Origin of the sequence: Kitasatospora sp. NPDC005856, from assembly GCF_040629945.1 — a bacterium.
Classification (GTDB): Bacteria; Actinomycetota; Actinomycetes; order Streptomycetales; family Streptomycetaceae; genus Kitasatospora.
Genome location: NZ_JBEXWT010000080.1, coordinates 25823 through 42186 on the forward strand (window position 1 = coordinate 25823; position 16364 = coordinate 42186).

Annotated in this window: 17 protein-coding genes and 1 pseudogene; 7 read left to right on the forward strand and 11 right to left on the reverse strand. The window is 74.8% G+C overall.

The features are described 5' to 3' along the window. The first annotated feature begins 182 nt into the window (after nucleotides 1-182). A complete protein-coding gene (locus ABZ449_RS33030; RefSeq protein ID WP_014137929.1) occupies nucleotides 183-350 on the forward strand; it encodes a DUF3117 domain-containing protein in 168 nt (55 codons plus the stop codon). 123 nt (nucleotides 351-473) lie between these two features. Here the strand turns inward: ABZ449_RS33030 and ABZ449_RS33035 are convergent, their stop codons facing one another. Further along, nucleotides 474-1106, reverse strand: a complete 633-nt coding sequence (locus tag ABZ449_RS33035) for an O-methyltransferase (protein WP_360353531.1) — start codon at nucleotides 1104-1106, stop codon at nucleotides 474-476. Nucleotides 1107-1280: 174 nt separating this feature from the next. Here ABZ449_RS33035 and sigE point away from each other — a divergent pair, with 174 nt between their 5' ends. From sigE to ABZ449_RS33055, 4 genes are all read left to right on the forward strand, one after another. Further along, nucleotides 1281-2126, forward strand: a complete 846-nt coding sequence (gene sigE, locus ABZ449_RS33040) for an RNA polymerase sigma factor SigE (RefSeq protein WP_360353533.1) — start codon at nucleotides 1281-1283, stop codon at nucleotides 2124-2126. A 122-nt stretch (nucleotides 2127-2248) separates the two neighbouring features. Continuing rightward, the gene (locus ABZ449_RS33045; RefSeq protein ID WP_360353511.1) at nucleotides 2249-3133 is read left to right on the forward strand and encodes a zf-HC2 domain-containing protein; all 885 of its coding nucleotides are present in this window, start codon (nucleotides 2249-2251) and stop codon (nucleotides 3131-3133) included. A gap of 148 nt (nucleotides 3134-3281) precedes the next feature. Then, the gene (locus ABZ449_RS33050) at nucleotides 3282-3716 is read left to right on the forward strand and encodes a sec-independent translocase (RefSeq protein ID WP_360353513.1); all 435 of its coding nucleotides are present in this window, start codon (nucleotides 3282-3284) and stop codon (nucleotides 3714-3716) included. A 288-nt stretch (nucleotides 3717-4004) separates the two neighbouring features. Further along, a complete protein-coding gene (locus ABZ449_RS33055) occupies nucleotides 4005-4673 on the forward strand; it encodes a hypothetical protein (RefSeq protein WP_360353514.1) in 669 nt (222 codons plus the stop codon). A gap of 75 nt (nucleotides 4674-4748) precedes the next feature. On the opposite strand, the gene ABZ449_RS33060 is transcribed toward ABZ449_RS33055, so the two are convergent. The 4 genes from ABZ449_RS33060 to ABZ449_RS33075 form a co-directional block, all read right to left on the reverse strand. Further along, entirely contained in the window at nucleotides 4749-5909 is a 1161-nt protein-coding gene (locus ABZ449_RS33060) for an Mrp/NBP35 family ATP-binding protein (protein WP_360353516.1), read from the reverse strand. A 56-nt stretch (nucleotides 5910-5965) separates the two neighbouring features. Further along, a complete protein-coding gene (locus ABZ449_RS33065) occupies nucleotides 5966-6472 on the reverse strand; it encodes a DUF1003 domain-containing protein (protein WP_360353535.1) in 507 nt (168 codons plus the stop codon). A 118-nt stretch (nucleotides 6473-6590) separates the two neighbouring features. Then, the gene (locus ABZ449_RS33070) at nucleotides 6591-7889 is read right to left on the reverse strand and encodes a CBS domain-containing protein (RefSeq protein ID WP_360353518.1); all 1299 of its coding nucleotides are present in this window, start codon (nucleotides 7887-7889) and stop codon (nucleotides 6591-6593) included. A 128-nt stretch (nucleotides 7890-8017) separates the two neighbouring features. After that, nucleotides 8018-8557, reverse strand: coding sequence for a hypothetical protein (locus tag ABZ449_RS33075; protein ID WP_360353519.1), 540 nt, complete (start codon nucleotides 8555-8557; stop codon nucleotides 8018-8020). A 241-nt stretch (nucleotides 8558-8798) separates the two neighbouring features. On the opposite strand from ABZ449_RS33075, the gene ABZ449_RS33080 reads away from it, so the two are divergent. Next, nucleotides 8799-9659 carry a DMT family transporter gene (locus ABZ449_RS33080; protein ID WP_360353536.1) on the forward strand — a complete coding sequence of 287 codons (861 nt, stop codon included), beginning with the start codon at nucleotides 8799-8801 and terminating at the stop codon, nucleotides 9657-9659. A 57-nt stretch (nucleotides 9660-9716) separates the two neighbouring features. Here ABZ449_RS33080 and corA read toward each other — a convergent pair whose 3' ends face one another. After that, entirely contained in the window at nucleotides 9717-10838 is a 1122-nt protein-coding gene (corA, locus tag ABZ449_RS33085) for a magnesium/cobalt transporter CorA (protein ID WP_360353521.1), read from the reverse strand. Nucleotides 10839-11288: 450 nt separating this feature from the next. Here corA and ABZ449_RS33090 point away from each other — a divergent pair, with 450 nt between their 5' ends. Then, the gene (locus ABZ449_RS33090; RefSeq protein WP_360353523.1) at nucleotides 11289-11930 is read left to right on the forward strand and encodes a suppressor of fused domain protein; all 642 of its coding nucleotides are present in this window, start codon (nucleotides 11289-11291) and stop codon (nucleotides 11928-11930) included. Between the two features lie 128 nt (nucleotides 11931-12058). Here ABZ449_RS33090 and ABZ449_RS33095 read toward each other — a convergent pair whose 3' ends face one another. From ABZ449_RS33095 to ABZ449_RS33115, 5 genes and pseudogenes are all read right to left on the reverse strand, one after another. Continuing rightward, nucleotides 12059-12919, reverse strand: a complete 861-nt coding sequence (locus tag ABZ449_RS33095) for a PHP domain-containing protein (protein ID WP_360353525.1) — start codon at nucleotides 12917-12919, stop codon at nucleotides 12059-12061. Nucleotides 12920-13020: 101 nt separating this feature from the next. Next, on the reverse strand, nucleotides 13021-13659 hold the full coding sequence (locus ABZ449_RS33100; protein WP_359903520.1) for a DUF6758 family protein: 639 nt from the start codon (nucleotides 13657-13659) through the stop codon (nucleotides 13021-13023). 308 nt (nucleotides 13660-13967) lie between these two features. Beyond that, nucleotides 13968-14126, reverse strand: a complete 159-nt coding sequence (locus ABZ449_RS33105) for a hypothetical protein (protein WP_360353538.1) — start codon at nucleotides 14124-14126, stop codon at nucleotides 13968-13970. Between the two features lie 410 nt (nucleotides 14127-14536). Continuing rightward, entirely contained in the window at nucleotides 14537-15412 is an 876-nt protein-coding gene (locus ABZ449_RS33110) for an alpha/beta fold hydrolase (RefSeq protein WP_360353527.1), read from the reverse strand. A 314-nt stretch (nucleotides 15413-15726) separates the two neighbouring features. Next, a pseudogene (locus ABZ449_RS33115) lies at nucleotides 15727-16364 on the reverse strand (ribonuclease E/G); the annotation flags it as partial.

Here is a 16364-nt window from a genome sequence, read left to right on the forward strand (position 1 = left end):
CACGCCGGGGCTTATGACGCGGTTTGCGGCGGTTGGGGGCGGTCCGGCCGTGGTTGCACCGAGAGTGATGTTGGTCATCAGCCCGTGGCATGCGGGATAATGGCTTCCGATCAATGCGTTCGATACCGGCGGTGGACGGACTGCCGGTGCGTAGCTGAGCGGTTGCAGGAAGGGGAACGAGCATGGCGGCCATGAAGCCGCGGACGGGTGACGGCCCGCTCGAAGTCACCAAAGAGGGGCGGGGCATCATCATGCGCGTTCCGCTCGAAGGCGGCGGACGCCTTGTGGTGGAGCTCACGCCTGACGAGGCCGACGCCCTCGGCGAGGCCCTGAAGAAGGCCTGCGGCTGACCGCAGCAGGTGCTCGCCATCTCCTGGAGATGTGCTGCCGGGCCCGGGTACGACGTCATGTCGGCCCGGGTCCGCACGTTTTCCGGGCCCGGTGGCCGGGCCCGGCCCGACGGGGCGCCGGGCTCAGCGCTTGACGGCGCAGAGCAGCCCGTCCGACACCGGCAGCAGCGCCGGCAGCAGGGCCTCGCTCTCCCGCACGTCCCGGACCAGGTCCCGCACGGCGCCGGTCTGCGGGTCCTGGAGGTCCGGCTCGGCCAGCCTGCCCTCCTGGAAGACCCCCTCGAAGCAGACCATCCCGCCCGGCCGCAGCAGCCGCAGCGCCTCCCGCAGGTACTCGCAGGACTCGACCGGATCGCCGTCGCAGAACACCAGGTCGTACTGGCCGTCGGCGAGCCGGGGCAGCACCTCCAGCGCCCGGCCCGGTATGAACCGGGAGCGGTTGGCCGCGAACCCGGCCGCCTGGTACGCCTCGCGGGCCAGCTGCTGGCGCACCGGCTCCGAGTCGACCGTGGTGAGCACGCCGTCCGGCCGCATCCCGCGCAGCAGGTAGACCCCGGACACCCCGGTGCCGGTGCCGATCTCGGCCACCGCCTTGGCGTCCAGCGCGGCCGCCAGCAGCCGCAGGCAGGCCCCGCCGCTCGGCCCGATCGCCCGTATCCCGGTCCGCGCGGACTGTGCCCGGGCGTAGGTCAGCACCGCGTCCTCGCCCACGTAGGTGTCGGCGAGGGCCGCACGTGCGGGCCCGAACTCGCTGATGGCTGCCTCTTTCGGAGCCCCGGGCGGCGGCCCGGTGCCGAGGGATGTCGATATTTCCTGGCACAGATTACTGGCCGACCGGGAACCGCGTACGGCGGCGGGCCGTTGTCAGGACGGACTGGGTGCGGAATACCTCCCGGGCACTTTTATCCGGGCTTGACGGGTGAGGTGGATATGGTGGTGGCCCTGCTGGGCAGAAGAGCCGACCGAGGAGGTGTGGCCGAGGGCGACGTCCCCGTGCGGCGGCACTCCCGCGGCACCGCGTCGGCCCGTACGCCGAAGCCCGTGATGAACCAGCCTGCGCACTCCGACCTGGACCAGCCCGTGGCCGCGACGCCGGCCGCCGGTGCCACCGAGGCCCCCGCCCTCGCGACCTTCACCGAGGGTCCCGACGCGCAGACCTGGACTCCGCCCACCTGGGAGGAGATCGTCGAGGCGCACAGCGCCCGCGTCTACCGGCTCGCCTACCGTCTGACGGGCAACCAGCACGACGCCGAGGACCTCACTCAGGAGGTCTTCGTCCGGGTGTTCCGTTCGCTGTCGACCTACACCCCCGGCACGTTCGAGGGCTGGCTGCACCGGATCACCACCAACCTCTTCCTGGACATGGTCCGCCGCCGCCAGCGCATCCGCTTCGACGCGCTCGGCGAGGACGCGGCCGAGCGGCTCGCCTCCCGCGAGCCCAGCCCGGCCCAGCACTTCAGCGACACCCACTTCGACGCCGACGTGCAGCACGCCCTGGACACCCTCGCGCCGGAGTTCCGCGCCGCCGTGGTGCTCTGCGACATCGAGGGCCTGTCCTACGAGGAGATCGCCGCCACGCTGGGCGTCAAGCTCGGCACCGTCCGCAGCCGCATCCACCGCGGCCGCTCCCACCTGCGCGCCGCGCTCAAGCACCGTGCCCCCGGCTCGGCCCCCGGCCGTGAGCGCCGCGGCGGCTCGGAGGAGCCGGTGGCGGTCGGCGTCGGCGCGGTCGAGGCCGCGGTCGCGCCCGGTGGGCGCGGACGGAGGCGATCGTGAGCGGAACCGGCCGGTCCGGCTCGGACCGTTCGGATGCGTCCGACCGGTCCCCGAGCCGACGGGGCTGGGCCCTGCCGGGCCGTCGCGGAGGCGACGAACCCGGTGAGCCCGTGCTGCCCGCGGTGGCACTGCCCGTGGACACGGCGCTGCACGCGCTCCCCGTCCGCCCCGCGGCACCCGCCGCCGAGGAGCACCACCTCGGCGAGCGCCTCTCCGCCTTCCTGGACGGCGAACTCGGCCACGACGCGCGCGACCGCGTCCAGGCCCACCTGGCGACCTGCCCGCAGTGCCTCGCCGAGGCCGACGAGGCCCGCGCCGTCAAGCACATGCTGACCGGCGCCGGCACGCCCGGCCCCTCCTCCTCGCTGATGGCCCGCCTGATGGCGGTCGGCAACCTGCCCGAGGACGCCCCGGCGGACGGCGACTGGCCGACCGGGCGCGGGCGCCGCGATGACGACGACGACCTGCCCGGCGGCGGGGTCGCGGCCACCGGCACGCTCGGCGGCAGCCGACTCGACGGCGGCTCCTTCGGCCGCGGCGCCGGGGCCTCCTTCGGTGCGGGCGCGCTCGGTGCCGGCTCCCCGCTGCCCGGGGTGGACCCGCGCGCGTTCGGGCGCGGCGCGGTGCTGCGGCCGCTGATGGGCCGGCGCTCCGCCCGGCCCGAGCCCGCCGCCGCCCCGGCCCGTACGCAGCCCTCCGCGGGCATCCTGCGCCCCGCCGCGCGGGGACGCCGGCTGGTGTTCGCCGCCGCGGGCGCCTTCTCCGTCGCCGCCGTGACGCTCGGCGGCGTCGGCGGGCTCAGCACCCAGGGCGAGGAGCGCCACGGGACCACCGTCAGCCCGCCCGGCGCCGGCACCGGCCGGGGCGGCGGACTCGTCCCGATGCACGCGCAGGTCCCGGTGGACTTCCCGGGCCGCCCGGTCGCCGCGACCCGCGACGCGACCCCGCAGGGCTCCCCGGAGCGCTACCCGGGGGGCGCCGCCGCACTGCGCCAGCAGACCCGCTAGCGACGCCCTCGACGGACACCGGTGTCACGGTCCGGACGGCCTCGGCCACCGGCAGGTCTTTACCACGGCTTCATCCCAGCGTGGACCAGGGACTCGCCGGTGGCCATTACCCTGTAGGAACCGTCGTCCGACGAGCTAGGGAGCAAAGGTGTTCAGCGACGTGAGTGGGCTGGAAGTCCTGACCCTGGTCGTGATGGCGATCATCATCTTCGGTCCGGACAAGCTGCCGAAGCTGATCCAGGACACCATGGGCTTCATCCGGAAGATCCGTTCCTTCGCCGACACCGCGAAGGAGGACATCCGCAGCGAGCTGGGCCCCGAGTTCCAGGACTTCGAGTTCGAGGACCTGAACCCCAAGAACTTCGTCCGCAAGCAGCTCATGGGCGGCCAGGAGGACCCGCTGGGCCTCAAGGAGATGAAGGACACGCTGGACATCCGCTCCGTCCTGGACGACAAGCCCGCGGCGCCGGTCAACGGCCGCAGCGGCAGCGTCAGCTTCGAGAAGTCCGCGCCGGCCCCCGCCTCCACCGGCGCCCCGCTGGCGCCCGGCGAGCGCCCCCCGTTCGACCCCGACGCCACCTGACCGCACCGCGTACGCCCGCCGTTCGGCACCGCGCACGCCCCCTGATGACGCCGCGTACGCCCGCCGTCGCGCACCGCGTTCGGCACCTCCGGCTCCGCGCCACCGCCCCGCCCGGCCACCGGCTGAGCGGGGCGGCGGCGTGTGCGCCGCTATTGTGCTGATTGTTCCCGTGAGCCGTCCGTCACAACGCGCCCCGTCGCGGACCCGGAACGGCCCCGGAGAGCGCCGCGGTACGCCACCATGGGAGCGCGCCACGGCAGGCAAACGTGTGTTTGAGGAGGCCCGGGGATGGACGCGACGAGTCAGGCGGGAGGGGCGACGGTCACGGCCGGCGGCCCGGTGGTCGGCGGACAGGCCGGCCCGGCGGACCCGCTGGTGCCCTACCTGTCCGCCGACTTCCCCTGGTACGGGCTGGACGAGGGCTGGACCGGACGTCGCTTCCTGGTGCAGGCCGGTGCCGGCCCCCGCACCGCGGGCAGCATCGACTACGGCTCGCTCGGCCACGGGGACGAGCCGGCCAAGCAGTACGAGCCGCGTGACGTGCGGAAGTTCGCCGTCGTGGTCACCGTGGCCCGCCGGGACAGCCGCCGCAGCGCCGACAACACCGGCACCCTGGAGGCGACCTCCGCCTCCTCCGCCGCCTGGCTGGCCGGCTCCGGCCTGCTCGCCGCGACCTGGCCCGGGCAGCTGGACCGGGCGCTGCGCCGGGACTGGCTGGACCAGCAGAGCAGCCTCGCCTGGGACCTCGCCGACGATCTGGCGGGCCAGGGCTGGTCCACGCTCAGCCTGCCGGTCAACGGCCTGCCGCAGCCCTTCCGCTACCGCGAGTCCGAGTACGGCTGGGTGCTGGCCGGCGAGGCCCCCGGCGTCCTGCTCGGCGCCTACGGCCGCGGCGTCAGCGCGTACGGCATCGGCTTCTCCACCGTCCCGGACCTGACCGGCTACACCCGGCCGTAGGGCCCGCGGCGGCACCGCGACGGTGCGACGAAGGGCCGGGTGGTCCGGCCACCCGGCCCTTCGTCCGTCACGGCGTCAGAACTTGTTCCTGGGCGTCAGACCCAGCGACATGCCGGACAGTCCGCGCTGGCGGCCGCCGAGCTTGCCGGCCACGGCGCGCAGGGCGGCGCCGGCCGGGGAGTCGGGAGCGGCGAGCACGACCGGGCGGCCGTCGTCGCCGCCCTCGCGCAGCCGCACGTCGATCGGGATCGAGCCGAGCACCGGGACGGTCGCGCCGACGGTGCGGGTGAGCGCGTCCGCGACGGTCTGGCCGCCGCCGGTGCCGAAGACGTCGATCATCTCGTCGCAGTGCGGGCACGGCATGCCGGACATGTTCTCGATCACGCCGACGATCTTCTGGTGGGTCTGCACCGCGATGGTGCCGGCCCGCTCGGCCACCTCGGCGGCGGCCATCTGCGGGGTGGTGACGATCAGGATCTCCGCGTTGGGGACCAGCTGGGCCACCGAGATCGCGATGTCGCCGGTGCCGGGCGGCAGGTCCAGCAGCAGCACGTCCAGGTCGCCCCAGTACACGTCGGCGAGGAACTGCTGGAGCGCGCGGTGCAGCATCGGGCCGCGCCAGACCACCGGGGCGTTGCCCGGGGTGAACATGCCGATCGAGATGACCTTCACGCCGTTCGCCTGCGGCGGCATGATCATGTCCTGGACCTGGGTCGGCCGGCCCTCGACGCCCAGCATGCGCGGCACGCTGTGGCCGTAGATGTCGGCGTCCACCACGGCGACCTTCAGGCCGTCGGCGGCCATCGCGGCCGCCAGGTTGACGGTCACCGAGGACTTGCCGACGCCGCCCTTGCCGGAGGCGACGGCGTAGACGCGGGTCAGCGTGCCCGGCTTGGCGAACGGGATCTCCCGCTCGGGGGCGCCGCCGCGCAGCAGCTGGGACAGCTCCTTGCGCTGCTCGTCGCTCATCACGTCGAGCTCGACCTCGACGCCGGTCACGCCGGGGACCTTCCCGACCGCCTCGCGCACCCGGGTGACGATGGTGTCGCGCATCGGACAGCCGGAGACCGTCAGGTAGACCGCGACGCGCACCGCGCCGCCCTCGGCGATCTCGACCGATTTCACCATGCCGATCTCGGTGATCGGGCGGTTGATCTCCGGGTCGTTGACGGTCGCCAGCGCCTGGCGTACGGACTCCTCCGTGACGCCGGCCGCGACCTCTGTCTCGTTGGCCATGCCTCGATGGTACGGCGCGGACGGATCCCCTTGACCCGCCGGTAACGTGCCGCGGGTCACAGCGACCCGGTGGCCTCCCGGCGCTCGTCGATCTCCTTGAGCAGGGACTGGAGTTCGGACCGGACGAAGTCGCGGGTGGCGACCTCGCCGAGCCCGTGCCGCAGGGCGGCGACCTCGCGGGTCAGGTACTCGGTGTCGGCGATGTTGCGGTCGCTGCGGGAGCGGTCCTGCTCCATGTTGACCCGGTCCCGGTTGTCCTGGCGGTTCTGCGCCAGCAGGATCAGCGGGGCCGCGTACGAGGCCTGCAGGGACAGCGCCAGGGTCAGGAAGATGAACGGGTACTCGTCGAAGCGGGCGCTCGCCGGCAGCAGGGTGTTCCACGCTATCCAGACGACGACCACCACCGTCATCCAGACGATGAACCGCCCGGTGCCGAGGAAGCGGGCGATCCGTTCGGACAGGACGCCGAAGGCCTCCGGGTCGTAGGAGGGCAGCGAGAGCAGGCCGGGCCGCGCGGTGCGCGGCTGGTCGAGCCGGGCGCGGCCGGTGCCGGTGATCGGCACGCTGTCCGAGCGCCGGTCCCGGCCGCCCTCGCGGGTGCGCAGCTCGCGCAGCTGACGCAGCTGGCGCAGTTCGCCCTGGAGGCGCCGGCGCGCGGAGTCGTCCGGCCGTCCGCCGCGGTCACCGTCCACCGGTCACCCCTTCGTTCTCGTCGTCGTGGTCCTCGTCGTGGGCGTGCAGCGCGGCGTCGCGCCAGTCGTCCGGCAGCAGGTGGTCGAGCACGTCGTCGACGGTCACCGCGCCGAGCAGGTGGTCAGCCTCGTCGACGACCGGTGCGGCGACCAGGTTGTAGGTCGCCAGGTAGCTGGTGATCAGCGACAGCGGGGTGTCCGGCGGCAGCGGGTCCAGGTCGTCGTCCACCAGCGAGCCGACCAGGACGTACGGCGGTTCGCGCAGCAGCCGCTGGAAGTGCACGGTGCCCAGGTAGCGGCCGGTCGGGGTCTCGTTCGGCGGGCGGCAGACGAAGACCTGCGCGGCCAGCGCGGGCTTGTGGTCGCTGACCCGCACCCTGGCCAGCGCCTCGGCGACCGTCGCGTCCGGCTCCAGCACGATCGGCTCGGTGGTCATCAGGCCGCCGGCGGTGTCCTCCTCGTACGTCAGCAGGCGGCGCACCGGCGCGGCCTCGTCCGGCTCCATCAGCTGGAGCAGCCGCTCGGCCTCGTCGCCGGGCAGCTCGGAGAGCAGGTCGGCGGCGTCGTCCGGGTCCATCGCCTCCAGGACGTCCGCGGCGCGCTCCTCCTGGAGCTTGCCGATGATCTCGACCTGGTCGTCCTCGGGCAGCTCCTCCAGGACGTCGGCCAGCCGCTCGTCGTCGAGGGCGGCGGCGACCTCGGCCCGGCGCTTGGCGGACAGGTGGTGCAGCACGCTGGCGAGGTCGGCGGGGCGCAGCTGCTCGAAGGTGGCGAGCAGGTTGGCCGCGCCCTGGTCCTGCTCGGGCAGCGAGAAGCCGGTGACGTCCTGCCAGTCCAGGGTGAGCCGTTCGCCCTTGCCCTTGCGCAGCCGGCCGGCCCGGCCGACCTGGACGAAGACCTTGCTGATCTCCCACTCGCGCAGCCGGGTCTGCACCATGCCGACGTCCAGCACGGTGACCTCCTCACCGGTCTTGGACCAGGTGACGGTGCGGTCCAGCAGTTCGGCGAGCACCAGGGTCTCGGAGGGGCGCTGCTCGAAGCGGCGCAGGTTGATCACGCCGGTGGTGAGCACCTGGCCGGACTCCAGGCTGGTCACCCGGGTCATCGGCAGGAAGATCCGGCGCCGGCCGACCACCTCCACCACCAGGCCCAGCACGCGCGGCGGGCGGCCGCCGAGCCGCAGCGACACGACCACGTCCCGGACCCGCCCGACCTGGTCGCCGTTCGGGTCGAAGACCGCGATGGCGGACAGATGGGAGATGAAGACCCGGGTGCCTGGCCCTGCCATGGACTCCCTCGACTCGCTCGACGCCGTACCGGGTGCGCCGGGGGCGCACCCGCGGCCAAGGCTACCCGCGTGTTCCGGGCCCGGCCGGGAGGCACGGTAGTCGCCGGACGAGTCCTGGGCGTGAACCTTTAACGGCGCTTGAACAGCAGTTTGGGCAGGCCGGCCGGGATCGGGCGGCGGGTGGTGGCCGGGGTGGGGACGGGTTCGGCGGCGTGCGAGCCGTCCGGCATCGCCCCGGGGCGCTCGGTGAGCGGGCCGGTCGGCTCCAGCCGCAGCACCCGGCACTCGCGGGCCCAGCGGTCGGTGATGGCGTCGGTGTCGGGCGCGTTCAGCCGCTTCCCCTTGAGCTCCTCGACGGCGCCCAGCCAGGCCTCGCTGCGCGGGGCCGGCTCGACCACCCGCGCGGTCCAGCCGGTCAGCCGGCCGCCCTTGTCCTTGCTGCGGACGGTGACCACGGCCCCGGCGCCGGGCTCCAGGCCGTGCAGCGGCTGCTCGCCGCCCCCGCCGACCACCACGACCGCGCCGTCGTGCCAGGCGTGCCACAGCGGCCGGGCCTGCTCCTGCCCGTCCGCGCGCACCCAGAGCAGGCCGGACTTCTTCGCGGCCTCCTCCAGCAGGGCCTGGTCGAGGAAGTCGTCGGCGGTCGCGGCGGCGGGCGTACGGTCCATGGCGGACAGCGTACGGCTTGCGGCGTCCAGCGGGTGTCTCAGTCCCCGGGCGACAGTTCCATTGTGCCGCCACGGGCCTTACCGTATGACCGCCCCGCCCCCGCGAACCGAACCAGCAAGGAGCGCCGTGTCCGCCGCCCGGCCCGCGACCGCCCCCGCCACGTCCCCCGCCGCCACGTCCCCGGCCGCCACGTCCCCGGCCGCCGCTCCCACGAGTGCCGGCCACCGTCCGGCGCACCCGCTGCCCACCCTCGACCTGCTGCTGCTCGCCGTCTCCATCGGCGGCATCTCGCTGTCCGGCCCGCTGATCAGCGCCACCGCCGCGCCCGCACTGGCGATCGCCTTCTGGCGCAACGTCATGTCGGTCGGCGTCCTCGGCCCCTACGCGCTGCTGCGCCACCGCGCCGAGCTGCGCGGGATCGGCCGGCGGGCGCTGCTGCTCGCGGTGGCCGCCGGGGCGCTGCTCGCCGTGCACTTCGCGCTGTGGATGCCCAGCCTGCGGATGACCTCGGTGGCCTCGGCCACCGCCCTGGTCACCACCACCCCGCTGTGGACCATCCTGCTGATGCGGCTGATGGGCGTCCGGGCGCCGAGGCTGGTCTGGCTCGGCACGGCCGTCGCCTTCGCCGGCGTGCTGGTGCTGACCGGCGTCGACCTCTCGCTCTCCCCGCGCGCGCTGCTCGGCGACGCACTCGCGCTCGGCGCCGGCCTGGCCGGGGCCGGGTACATGCTGCTGGGCGCCGAGGTCCGCAAGACCGTCAGCACCACCGCGTACACCCTGGTCTGCTACGCCACCACGGCGGCGGTGCTGCTGGGGATCTGCCTGGTCGCCGGGACGCCGCTGGTCGGCTGGCCGGCCGGAGTGTGGTGGCAGATCGTGCTGCTGATGGTCGTCGCCCAGCTGCTCGGCCACTCGCTGAGCAACCGGGTGGTGCGCAACCTCGGGCCGTCGATCACCTCCACCGCGATCCTGCTGGAGACCCCGGGCGCGGCGCTGATCGCCGCCGTCTGGCTGGGCCAGTGGCCCCCGGCGGCCGCCTACCCGGCGGTGGTGCTGATCCTGCTCGGCCTGGTCCTGGTCGCCCGCGGCGGGCGGCGCTGAACGGCGGCGTCGAAGGGCGGTGCTGAACGGCGGCGCGGACGGAGCCGGCCGCCGCGGTCAGAGCCAGCCGTTGCGGCGGAAGCCCCGGTACATCCCGACGCAGATCAGCACGATCGCGCTCAGCACCATCGGATAGCCGTACTCGTGGTGCAGCTCGGGCATGTACTCGAAGTTCATGCCGTACACGCCGGTGATCATGGTGGGCACCGCGAAGATCGCCGCCCAGGCGGTGATCTTGCGCATGTCCTCGTTCTGCGCCACCGAGACCTGCGCCAGGTTCGCCTGCAGCAGCGAGTTCAGCAGCTCGTCGAAGCCGTGCACCTGCTCGGCGACCCGGGCCAGGTGGTCGGCGACGTCCCGGAAGTACTTCTGGATGTCCGGGTCGACCAGCCGCTGGAGCGGCTCGGACAGCTGCTGCATCGGACGCAGCAGCGGCACCACGGCGCGCTTGAACTCCAGCACCTCGCGCTTGAGTTGGTAGACCCGGCCGACGTCGGCGCTGCGCCCGCCCTTGGCCGAGAAGACGCCGTACTCGATCTCGTCCACGTCGTTCTGGAGCCGCTCGGCGACCAGCAGGTAGTTGTCCACCACGTGGTCGGCGATCGAGTGCAGCACCGCCGCCGGGCCCTTGGCGAGCAGCCCGGCCTCGTCCGCGTCGGCCTCCAGTCGGTGGCGCAGCTCCTGCAGCGAGCCGTGGCCGCCGTGCCGGACGGTGATCACGAAGTCCCGGCCGGCGAAGACCATCAGCTCACCCGTCTCCACCACCTCGCTGGTGGGCGTCAGCTGGTCGTGCTCCACGTAGCGGATGGTCTTGAAGACGGCGAACAGCACGTCGTCGTAGCGCTCGACCTTGGGCCGCTGGTGCGCGTGCACCGCGTCCTCCACCGCGAGCGGGTGCAGGCCGAAGCGCTGGGCGATCCCCTCGAACTCGGCCTCGGTCGGCTCGTGCAGCCCGATCCAGCTGAACGAGCCTTCGCCCTCGGGGAGTTGGTGGGCGGCCTTGACCTGCCGGGCGGCCTCGCGCGGGCTGCACGTCTCGCCCCTGCGCTTGCCGTGCTGGTAGACCGCGCAGTCCACGACCGCCGAACCGGCGTCCTCGGGCAGGACGGCGAAGACCCCGGACGCACCGCGGCGGCGGTTGGTGCGGACGGCGGCGCGCAGGGTGTTGATCATCGACATGGCAGGCTCCCAGAGGCAGGAACCGTCGCGCGGCGGCGCGGAAGCGAGAACGTTCGGCCGCGGTACGACGGCGGAGAACACCGGTGAAACGGGGATGAAAGTGCTCTCCCGGCCGGTCCGTCCGCCGTGGGGCCCGTGCCCGGGGCTACCGCGGCTGATTCAGCCGATTGGGCCTGCGGGGCGCGGGGTACGGGGAAGTCGGGGCCGGGCAGAGCTGCCGGTACTGCATGGTCGGCCGGTATCCACCGCAACCACCTCCTTCGCGCCGCCGCCCCGGGACGAAACGATCCCGGTGGCCAGTCGCTCACCCTAACATCTGACCGGGCGTCGAAGCCGGGGGGTTCCCAGAGGTTTCCGAAGCCTTTACGGGATCCTGGTGCGGCCCGCCGCGACCGCCTCCGCACCCGCCCGCACGCGGCCCGCCGACCCCCGGGGGTTACGCTCACCGGCATGGCGCACGACTTCCCGCCCTTCGGCGACCCCCACGGCGGCACTTCCCCGGAGCTCTCCCGGGAGGCGGTGCTGGCGGCCGTCGAGGCCCGGCTGATCTCCACCTTCGGCGAACCGGGCGGCCGCGCCGCGGTCACCTTCCTCGGCGCCGACCGGATCGAGGTGCTGCGCTTCGGCCCCGACGCCGAGGGCCTCGTGCGGTACGCCACCCTCGGCATGTCCGCCGCGCCGATGGCCGACCCGACCTCGCCGGTCGCCGACCAGGTGCGCGGCCCGCGCGCCGAACTGGTGCTGACCGTCCGGGGCGGGCGCGACAGCGTGCTGCGCACCCTGGCCACCCTCGCCGCCACCCCGCAGGTCGAGGGCCTGGTGGTGGCCCCGGGCGGCTCGCTGGACCTCGGCTCCCCGCTCTGGGACGGTGCGCCCTTCACCTCGGTGCTCGCGGCCGAACCGGGCGGCCTGGTCGAGGACCTGGAGCTCGCCGATCCGGCCGATCCGGTCCGCTTCCTGCCGCTGCTGCCGATGACGCCCAACGAGGCGGGCTGGAAGCGGGTGCACGGCGCGGCCGCGCTCCAGGAGCGCTGGCTCGACCAGGGCGCCGACCTGCGCGACCCGGGCCGGCGCGGCGTCCGGCTGGACTGACCGACCGGCCGGCTGACGCGGGATCAGGCAGGGCGTGAGCCCCGGCCCGTGAGCCCGCCGCGCGCTCCGGTGCGCCGGAGCACGGACCAAGGGACCCGTGATCCCCCGGTCCGGGGCGGTGGCTCGGCTCAGCGCCCGATCGGCTTCGCCCCGGTGGCCTGCGCCAGCAGCGCCTCGTACACCTCCGGGTCGGTGGTGTGCTCGCCGAGCCGGACGGTCTTGCGGGTGCCGTGGTAGTCGCTGGAGCCGGTGACCAGCAGGCCGAGCTCACCGGCCAGGCCGCGCAGCCGCACCCTGGTCTCCTCGTCGTGGTCGGTGTGGTCGACCTCCAGCGCGGCCAGCCCGGCCGCCGCGAGGTCGGCGATCACCTGGTCGGAGACCGTCCGGCCGCGCTTGACCGCGCCCGGGTGGGCGAACACCGGCACGCCGCCGGCCGCCCGGACCAGCCGCACCGCCGCGACCGGATCGGTCTCGTGCTTGCGGACGTCCGCCCGCCCGCCGTTGGCCAGCCAGTCGGCGGTGAAGGCGTCCGAGACGGTGGCCACCACGCCCGCCTCGACCAGCGCGCTGGCGATGTGCGGCCGCCCGACCGATCCGGCCCCGGCGATCCGCTGCACCTGCTCCCAGGTGATGTCCGCGCCGAGCTCCCGGCAGCGCTCCACGATCGCCCGCCCGCGCCGGAACCGGTCGGTGCGCACCAGGTCCCGCTCGCGCGCGAACTCCGGCTCCCGCGCGTCGAACAGGTACGCCAGCAGGTGCATGCTGATGCCGTCCACGGCGCAGGAGAGCTCGGCGCCCGGGACGACGGTCAGCCGGCTGCCCGCGGGCAGCGCGGCCACCGCCTCGGCGGCCTCGGCGTGGCCGGACACGGTGTCGTGGTCGGTCAGCGCCACCACGTCGAGGTCCGCGGCGACGGCCGCCGCGACCAGCTCGGCCGGGCTGTCGGTGCCGTCGGAGGCGTTGCTGTGGGCGTGCAGGTCGATGCGCACGGATCGGACTCCCGGGGGCTCGTGGATGCCGCCCAGGATAGGCCAGCCGCCGGGGCCCGTCCGGTGGATCCTCGCCGGGCCCGCGACGCCGACGAGATCCGCTAACCGAGCAGCCGGGGGGAGAGCGCCCCGCAGGGCAGCAGGTCCAGTTCGGCGCCCGCCTCGCGCAGGTCGGTCAGCACCAGCTCGTCGTACATGACCAGCGCGGACTGCTCGGGCCACGCGACCGCCCAGAGCCAGAGCCCGCGGGCCTCGCCGGCGAACACCGCGCGGTCGGCCGGGGCGTCCGGGACGTGGAACATCGGGGTGGGCCGCCCGGCGGCCATCAGCTTGGCGTCGGCGGGCTTGTAGAGGCCGACGGAGTCGCCCGGGTCGGGCCCGGGCAGGCCCGCGTAGCGGGCACCGAGGCCGACGCCCAGCTCCTCGGCGATCAGCACCAGCTCGCCGAAGCCGCCGAGCGGGGCCGGACCGGAGCAGGCGACGGCGGTGGCCCGGGCGCCGGAGACGTCGTCGCCGACGTGGGCGATGCCGGTGTAGAGCCAGCCGACCGGGAGCGGCCAGGGCAGCCAGACCGGGACCTGGGAGCGGGCGACGGCGACGCCGAGGGCCTCCACACTCGGCGGCAGTACGGGCTGCATCGGGTGCACGGCTCCGTGCCGGTCGCACTGCCAGGTGTCTGAGAACAGACCGGGGGCGCGGACCCGACCGGCGCACCTCGGGCAGCTTGGCTCGCCCCTCATAGCCGTCAACGCTCCTCCCTCCGGACCGCCGCGTCAAGGACGATCACCCGTACGGAGGGCTCGGCGGCACCTGTCGGTGGCGGACGCCCGAACCGGCACCGGGTGGGCGCGGCGCGGGCGGTTCCCGTTGGGGGATGTCCCGTCCCGGGCGGCGGCAAACGTCCGGGGCGCCGGGCCCGGACACACTGACGCCCCGTCATCGGCGAATGCGGTGACGGGGCGTCAGTCGGGTATCGGAACGTCCGGATCGGACGCTCCCGGCTCGTCGGCGGCGGGTGAGGGCTCCGGGGCGGAGGCGCCGCGCAGGGTCAGACGGTCGGGCACGGGCGGATGAGCAGGCGCTCGCCGGTGCGGGCGGCGGCGTCGACGACCTCGCGCACGGTGGCGGCGTCGGCGATCAGGCGGTCGGCGGCGGAGCCGTTGGTCTCGTCGAGCCGGACGATCTCGAAGCGCATGGTCTTCGTCATGGGCGTCTCCTTTCCTGGCCCCGCGGGGCGGGGCGGTCGCGGCTGAGTCGGTATCAGCCCTTTCGGGGTCCTGCGGATCCGGCGGTGAGGCCGGGCCGGGCGGGTCGTAGTCGCGGGTGCGGCGGTCTGCTGCGGCAAGGGCCCCCCTTGCTTGCCTGGTGCGTCCAGTGCCTCGTGAACCACGGTGAGGTGGCGGTGCTACCGGGCCGTTGCCCGTCCGTGAAGTCCAGGTTTCGGGTGATCGGCGCCGAGCGGAAGGCCGGCGATGATTCCCGGACAGAATCAAAGATTACCGTAACTAACGAATTTTGTCCTGTGTTGAAGCCGATCGAAGTCGAAGAAGTGGTACAGACCACCTTTGGCGGATCGGGGGAACCGGACCGGGCCGGCGGGCGTCGGTGCCGGTCGCGTCAGCCCCAGAACGCGGTCAGCGCCTCGGCCGTGGCGGCCGGCCGCTCGGCGTTGGGGGAGTGGCCGGCGTCCGCCACCACCACCCGGCGGGCACCCAGCCGCTCGGCCATCGCGGTCTGCTCCGGTACCGGCCAGGCGTAGTCCCGCACCCCGGACAGCACCAGCAGCGGCAGCCCGGCGGTGGCGGCGGCCAGCTCCGCCACCCGGTCCGGCGCGGCCACCAGGTGGCCGCCGGTGACGGACAGCGACCGCGGCACGTTGGCCAGCCAGCGCCGGTGCAGGAACTCCGCGACGGCGGGCTCCAGGCTCGGCCGCGGCTGCCCGCTCTGCGCCTCCAGCTGCCGCATGACCTGCCAGATCTGCTCCAGGTCCATGCCCTGCAGGGCGTCCAGCAGCAGCTTGGTGCGGGCCGCCTCGGCCGGGTCGATCGCGCCCGGACCGGTGGACATCAGGGTCAGCGACCGCCAGGGCAGCGGGCCCTCGGCGGCCGCGGCGAGCACCGCCTCGCGCACCACCTGGCCGCCGAAGGAGTGCCCCAGCAGGTGCAGGGGCGTGCCGTCGGCGGCCAGCGCCGCGGTCAGCGCCCGTACGTCGGCGCCGAGCGCCCCGACGCCGTACGCCGCCGGGTCGTCCGGGCCGCCGGTCTCGTACTGCCCGCGCTGGTCCACGGCCGTCACCCGGTACCCGGCGGCCGCCAGCGGCTCCAGCAGCGCGATGAAGTCCTCCTTGCTGCCGGTGAACCCCGGTACCAGCAGCGCCGAGCCGCGCACCGGCCCGGCCGGCTCCGCCCGCAGCGCCGCGAACTCCCCGCGCCCGGTCACCACCCGCACGGCCCGCGCGCACCCGGGCAGCGTCAGAAACGGCGGCGTGCTCATCGGCAGTTCTCCCTGCTGTCCTACCGGCGGCCCGCCGGGCCGCCGGTGACTCCTCGACGCCCCGAGCCTAGGGCGTGTCCGACGACTGCCGCCGGGTGGGCGACGCGCCCCGCCCCGGCGGCCGGGAGGTGTCCCCGCCGCCGCCTCGCGACGCGGGCATCCCGATGCCGCGCCCCGATCCGACGCGAACCGTCGGGCACGCCCCGGGGTCCGTCCGGTCGATCCGGCCGGGCGAGGCCGAGGGGGCGGGGAACGCCGAGGGGGCGGACCCGGCCGGGTGGCCTGGCCCGCCCCCTCGGGGGAGACGCGGGGTCTCAGCTCTCCGGGGTGGCCTCCACCGGCGCGGCGACCTTGCGGGCGCGGGTGCGCTTGCGCGGGGCCGGGACCTCGCCGGCCTCGCCGGCCTCGCCGGCCTCGCCGGCCTCGCCGGCCGGGGCCTGCGGGGCGGTCTCGGCGACGGCCTTCGGCTTGCGGGCCCGGGTGGCCTTCTTGACCGGGGCCGGGGCCTCGGTGGCGGCGGCCTCGACGGCCGGAGCCGCCTCGACGGCCTCCGCCTTCGGCTTGCGGGCGCGGGTGGCCTTCTTCGCCGGGGCCGGAGCCTCGGCGGCGGCCTCGACGACCGCGACGGCCTCGGCGGCGGCCTCGGTGGTCTCGGCCTTCGGCTTGCGGGTCCGGGTGCGGGTGGCCTTCTTCGCCGGAGCCGGGGCCTCGGTGGCCGCCTCAGCGGCAACCTCGACGACCGGGGCGGCCTCGGCGGCGGCCTCGGTGGCCGCTTCGGTGGTCTCGGCCTTCGGCTTGCGGGTCCGGGTGCGGGTGGCCTTCTTCGCCGGGGCCGGAGCCTCGGCGACCGCCTCGACGGCGGCCTCGACGACCGCGACGGCCTCGGCCGCGACGGCCTCGGCGACCGGAGTCGCCTCGACCGCCGCCACGGCCTCGGCCGCGGCGGCACCGC

Coding starts and splice junctions, on each gene's coding strand:
- ABZ449_RS33090 (WP_360353523.1), top strand. CDS start 11,289: ATGGCGCACGACTTCCCGCCCTTCGGCGACCCCCACGGCGGCACTTCC.
- corA (WP_360353521.1), bottom strand. CDS start 10,838: ATGTCGATGATCAACACCCTGCGCGCCGCCGTCCGCACCAACCGCCGC.
- ABZ449_RS33110 (WP_360353527.1), bottom strand. CDS start 15,412: ATGAGCACGCCGCCGTTTCTGACGCTGCCCGGGTGCGCGCGGGCCGTG.
- ABZ449_RS33075 (WP_360353519.1), bottom strand. CDS start 8,557: ATGGACCGTACGCCCGCCGCCGCGACCGCCGACGACTTCCTCGACCAG.
- sigE (WP_360353533.1), top strand. CDS start 1,281: ATGGTGGTGGCCCTGCTGGGCAGAAGAGCCGACCGAGGAGGTGTGGCC.
- ABZ449_RS33105 (WP_360353538.1), bottom strand. CDS start 14,126: ATGACGAAGACCATGCGCTTCGAGATCGTCCGGCTCGACGAGACCAAC.
- ABZ449_RS33055 (WP_360353514.1), top strand. CDS start 4,005: ATGGACGCGACGAGTCAGGCGGGAGGGGCGACGGTCACGGCCGGCGGC.
- ABZ449_RS33030 (WP_014137929.1), top strand. CDS start 183: ATGGCGGCCATGAAGCCGCGGACGGGTGACGGCCCGCTCGAAGTCACC.
- ABZ449_RS33070 (WP_360353518.1), bottom strand. CDS start 7,889: ATGGCAGGGCCAGGCACCCGGGTCTTCATCTCCCATCTGTCCGCCATC.
- ABZ449_RS33060 (WP_360353516.1), bottom strand. CDS start 5,909: ATGGCCAACGAGACAGAGGTCGCGGCCGGCGTCACGGAGGAGTCCGTA.
- ABZ449_RS33100 (WP_359903520.1), bottom strand. CDS start 13,659: ATGAGGGGCGAGCCAAGCTGCCCGAGGTGCGCCGGTCGGGTCCGCGCC.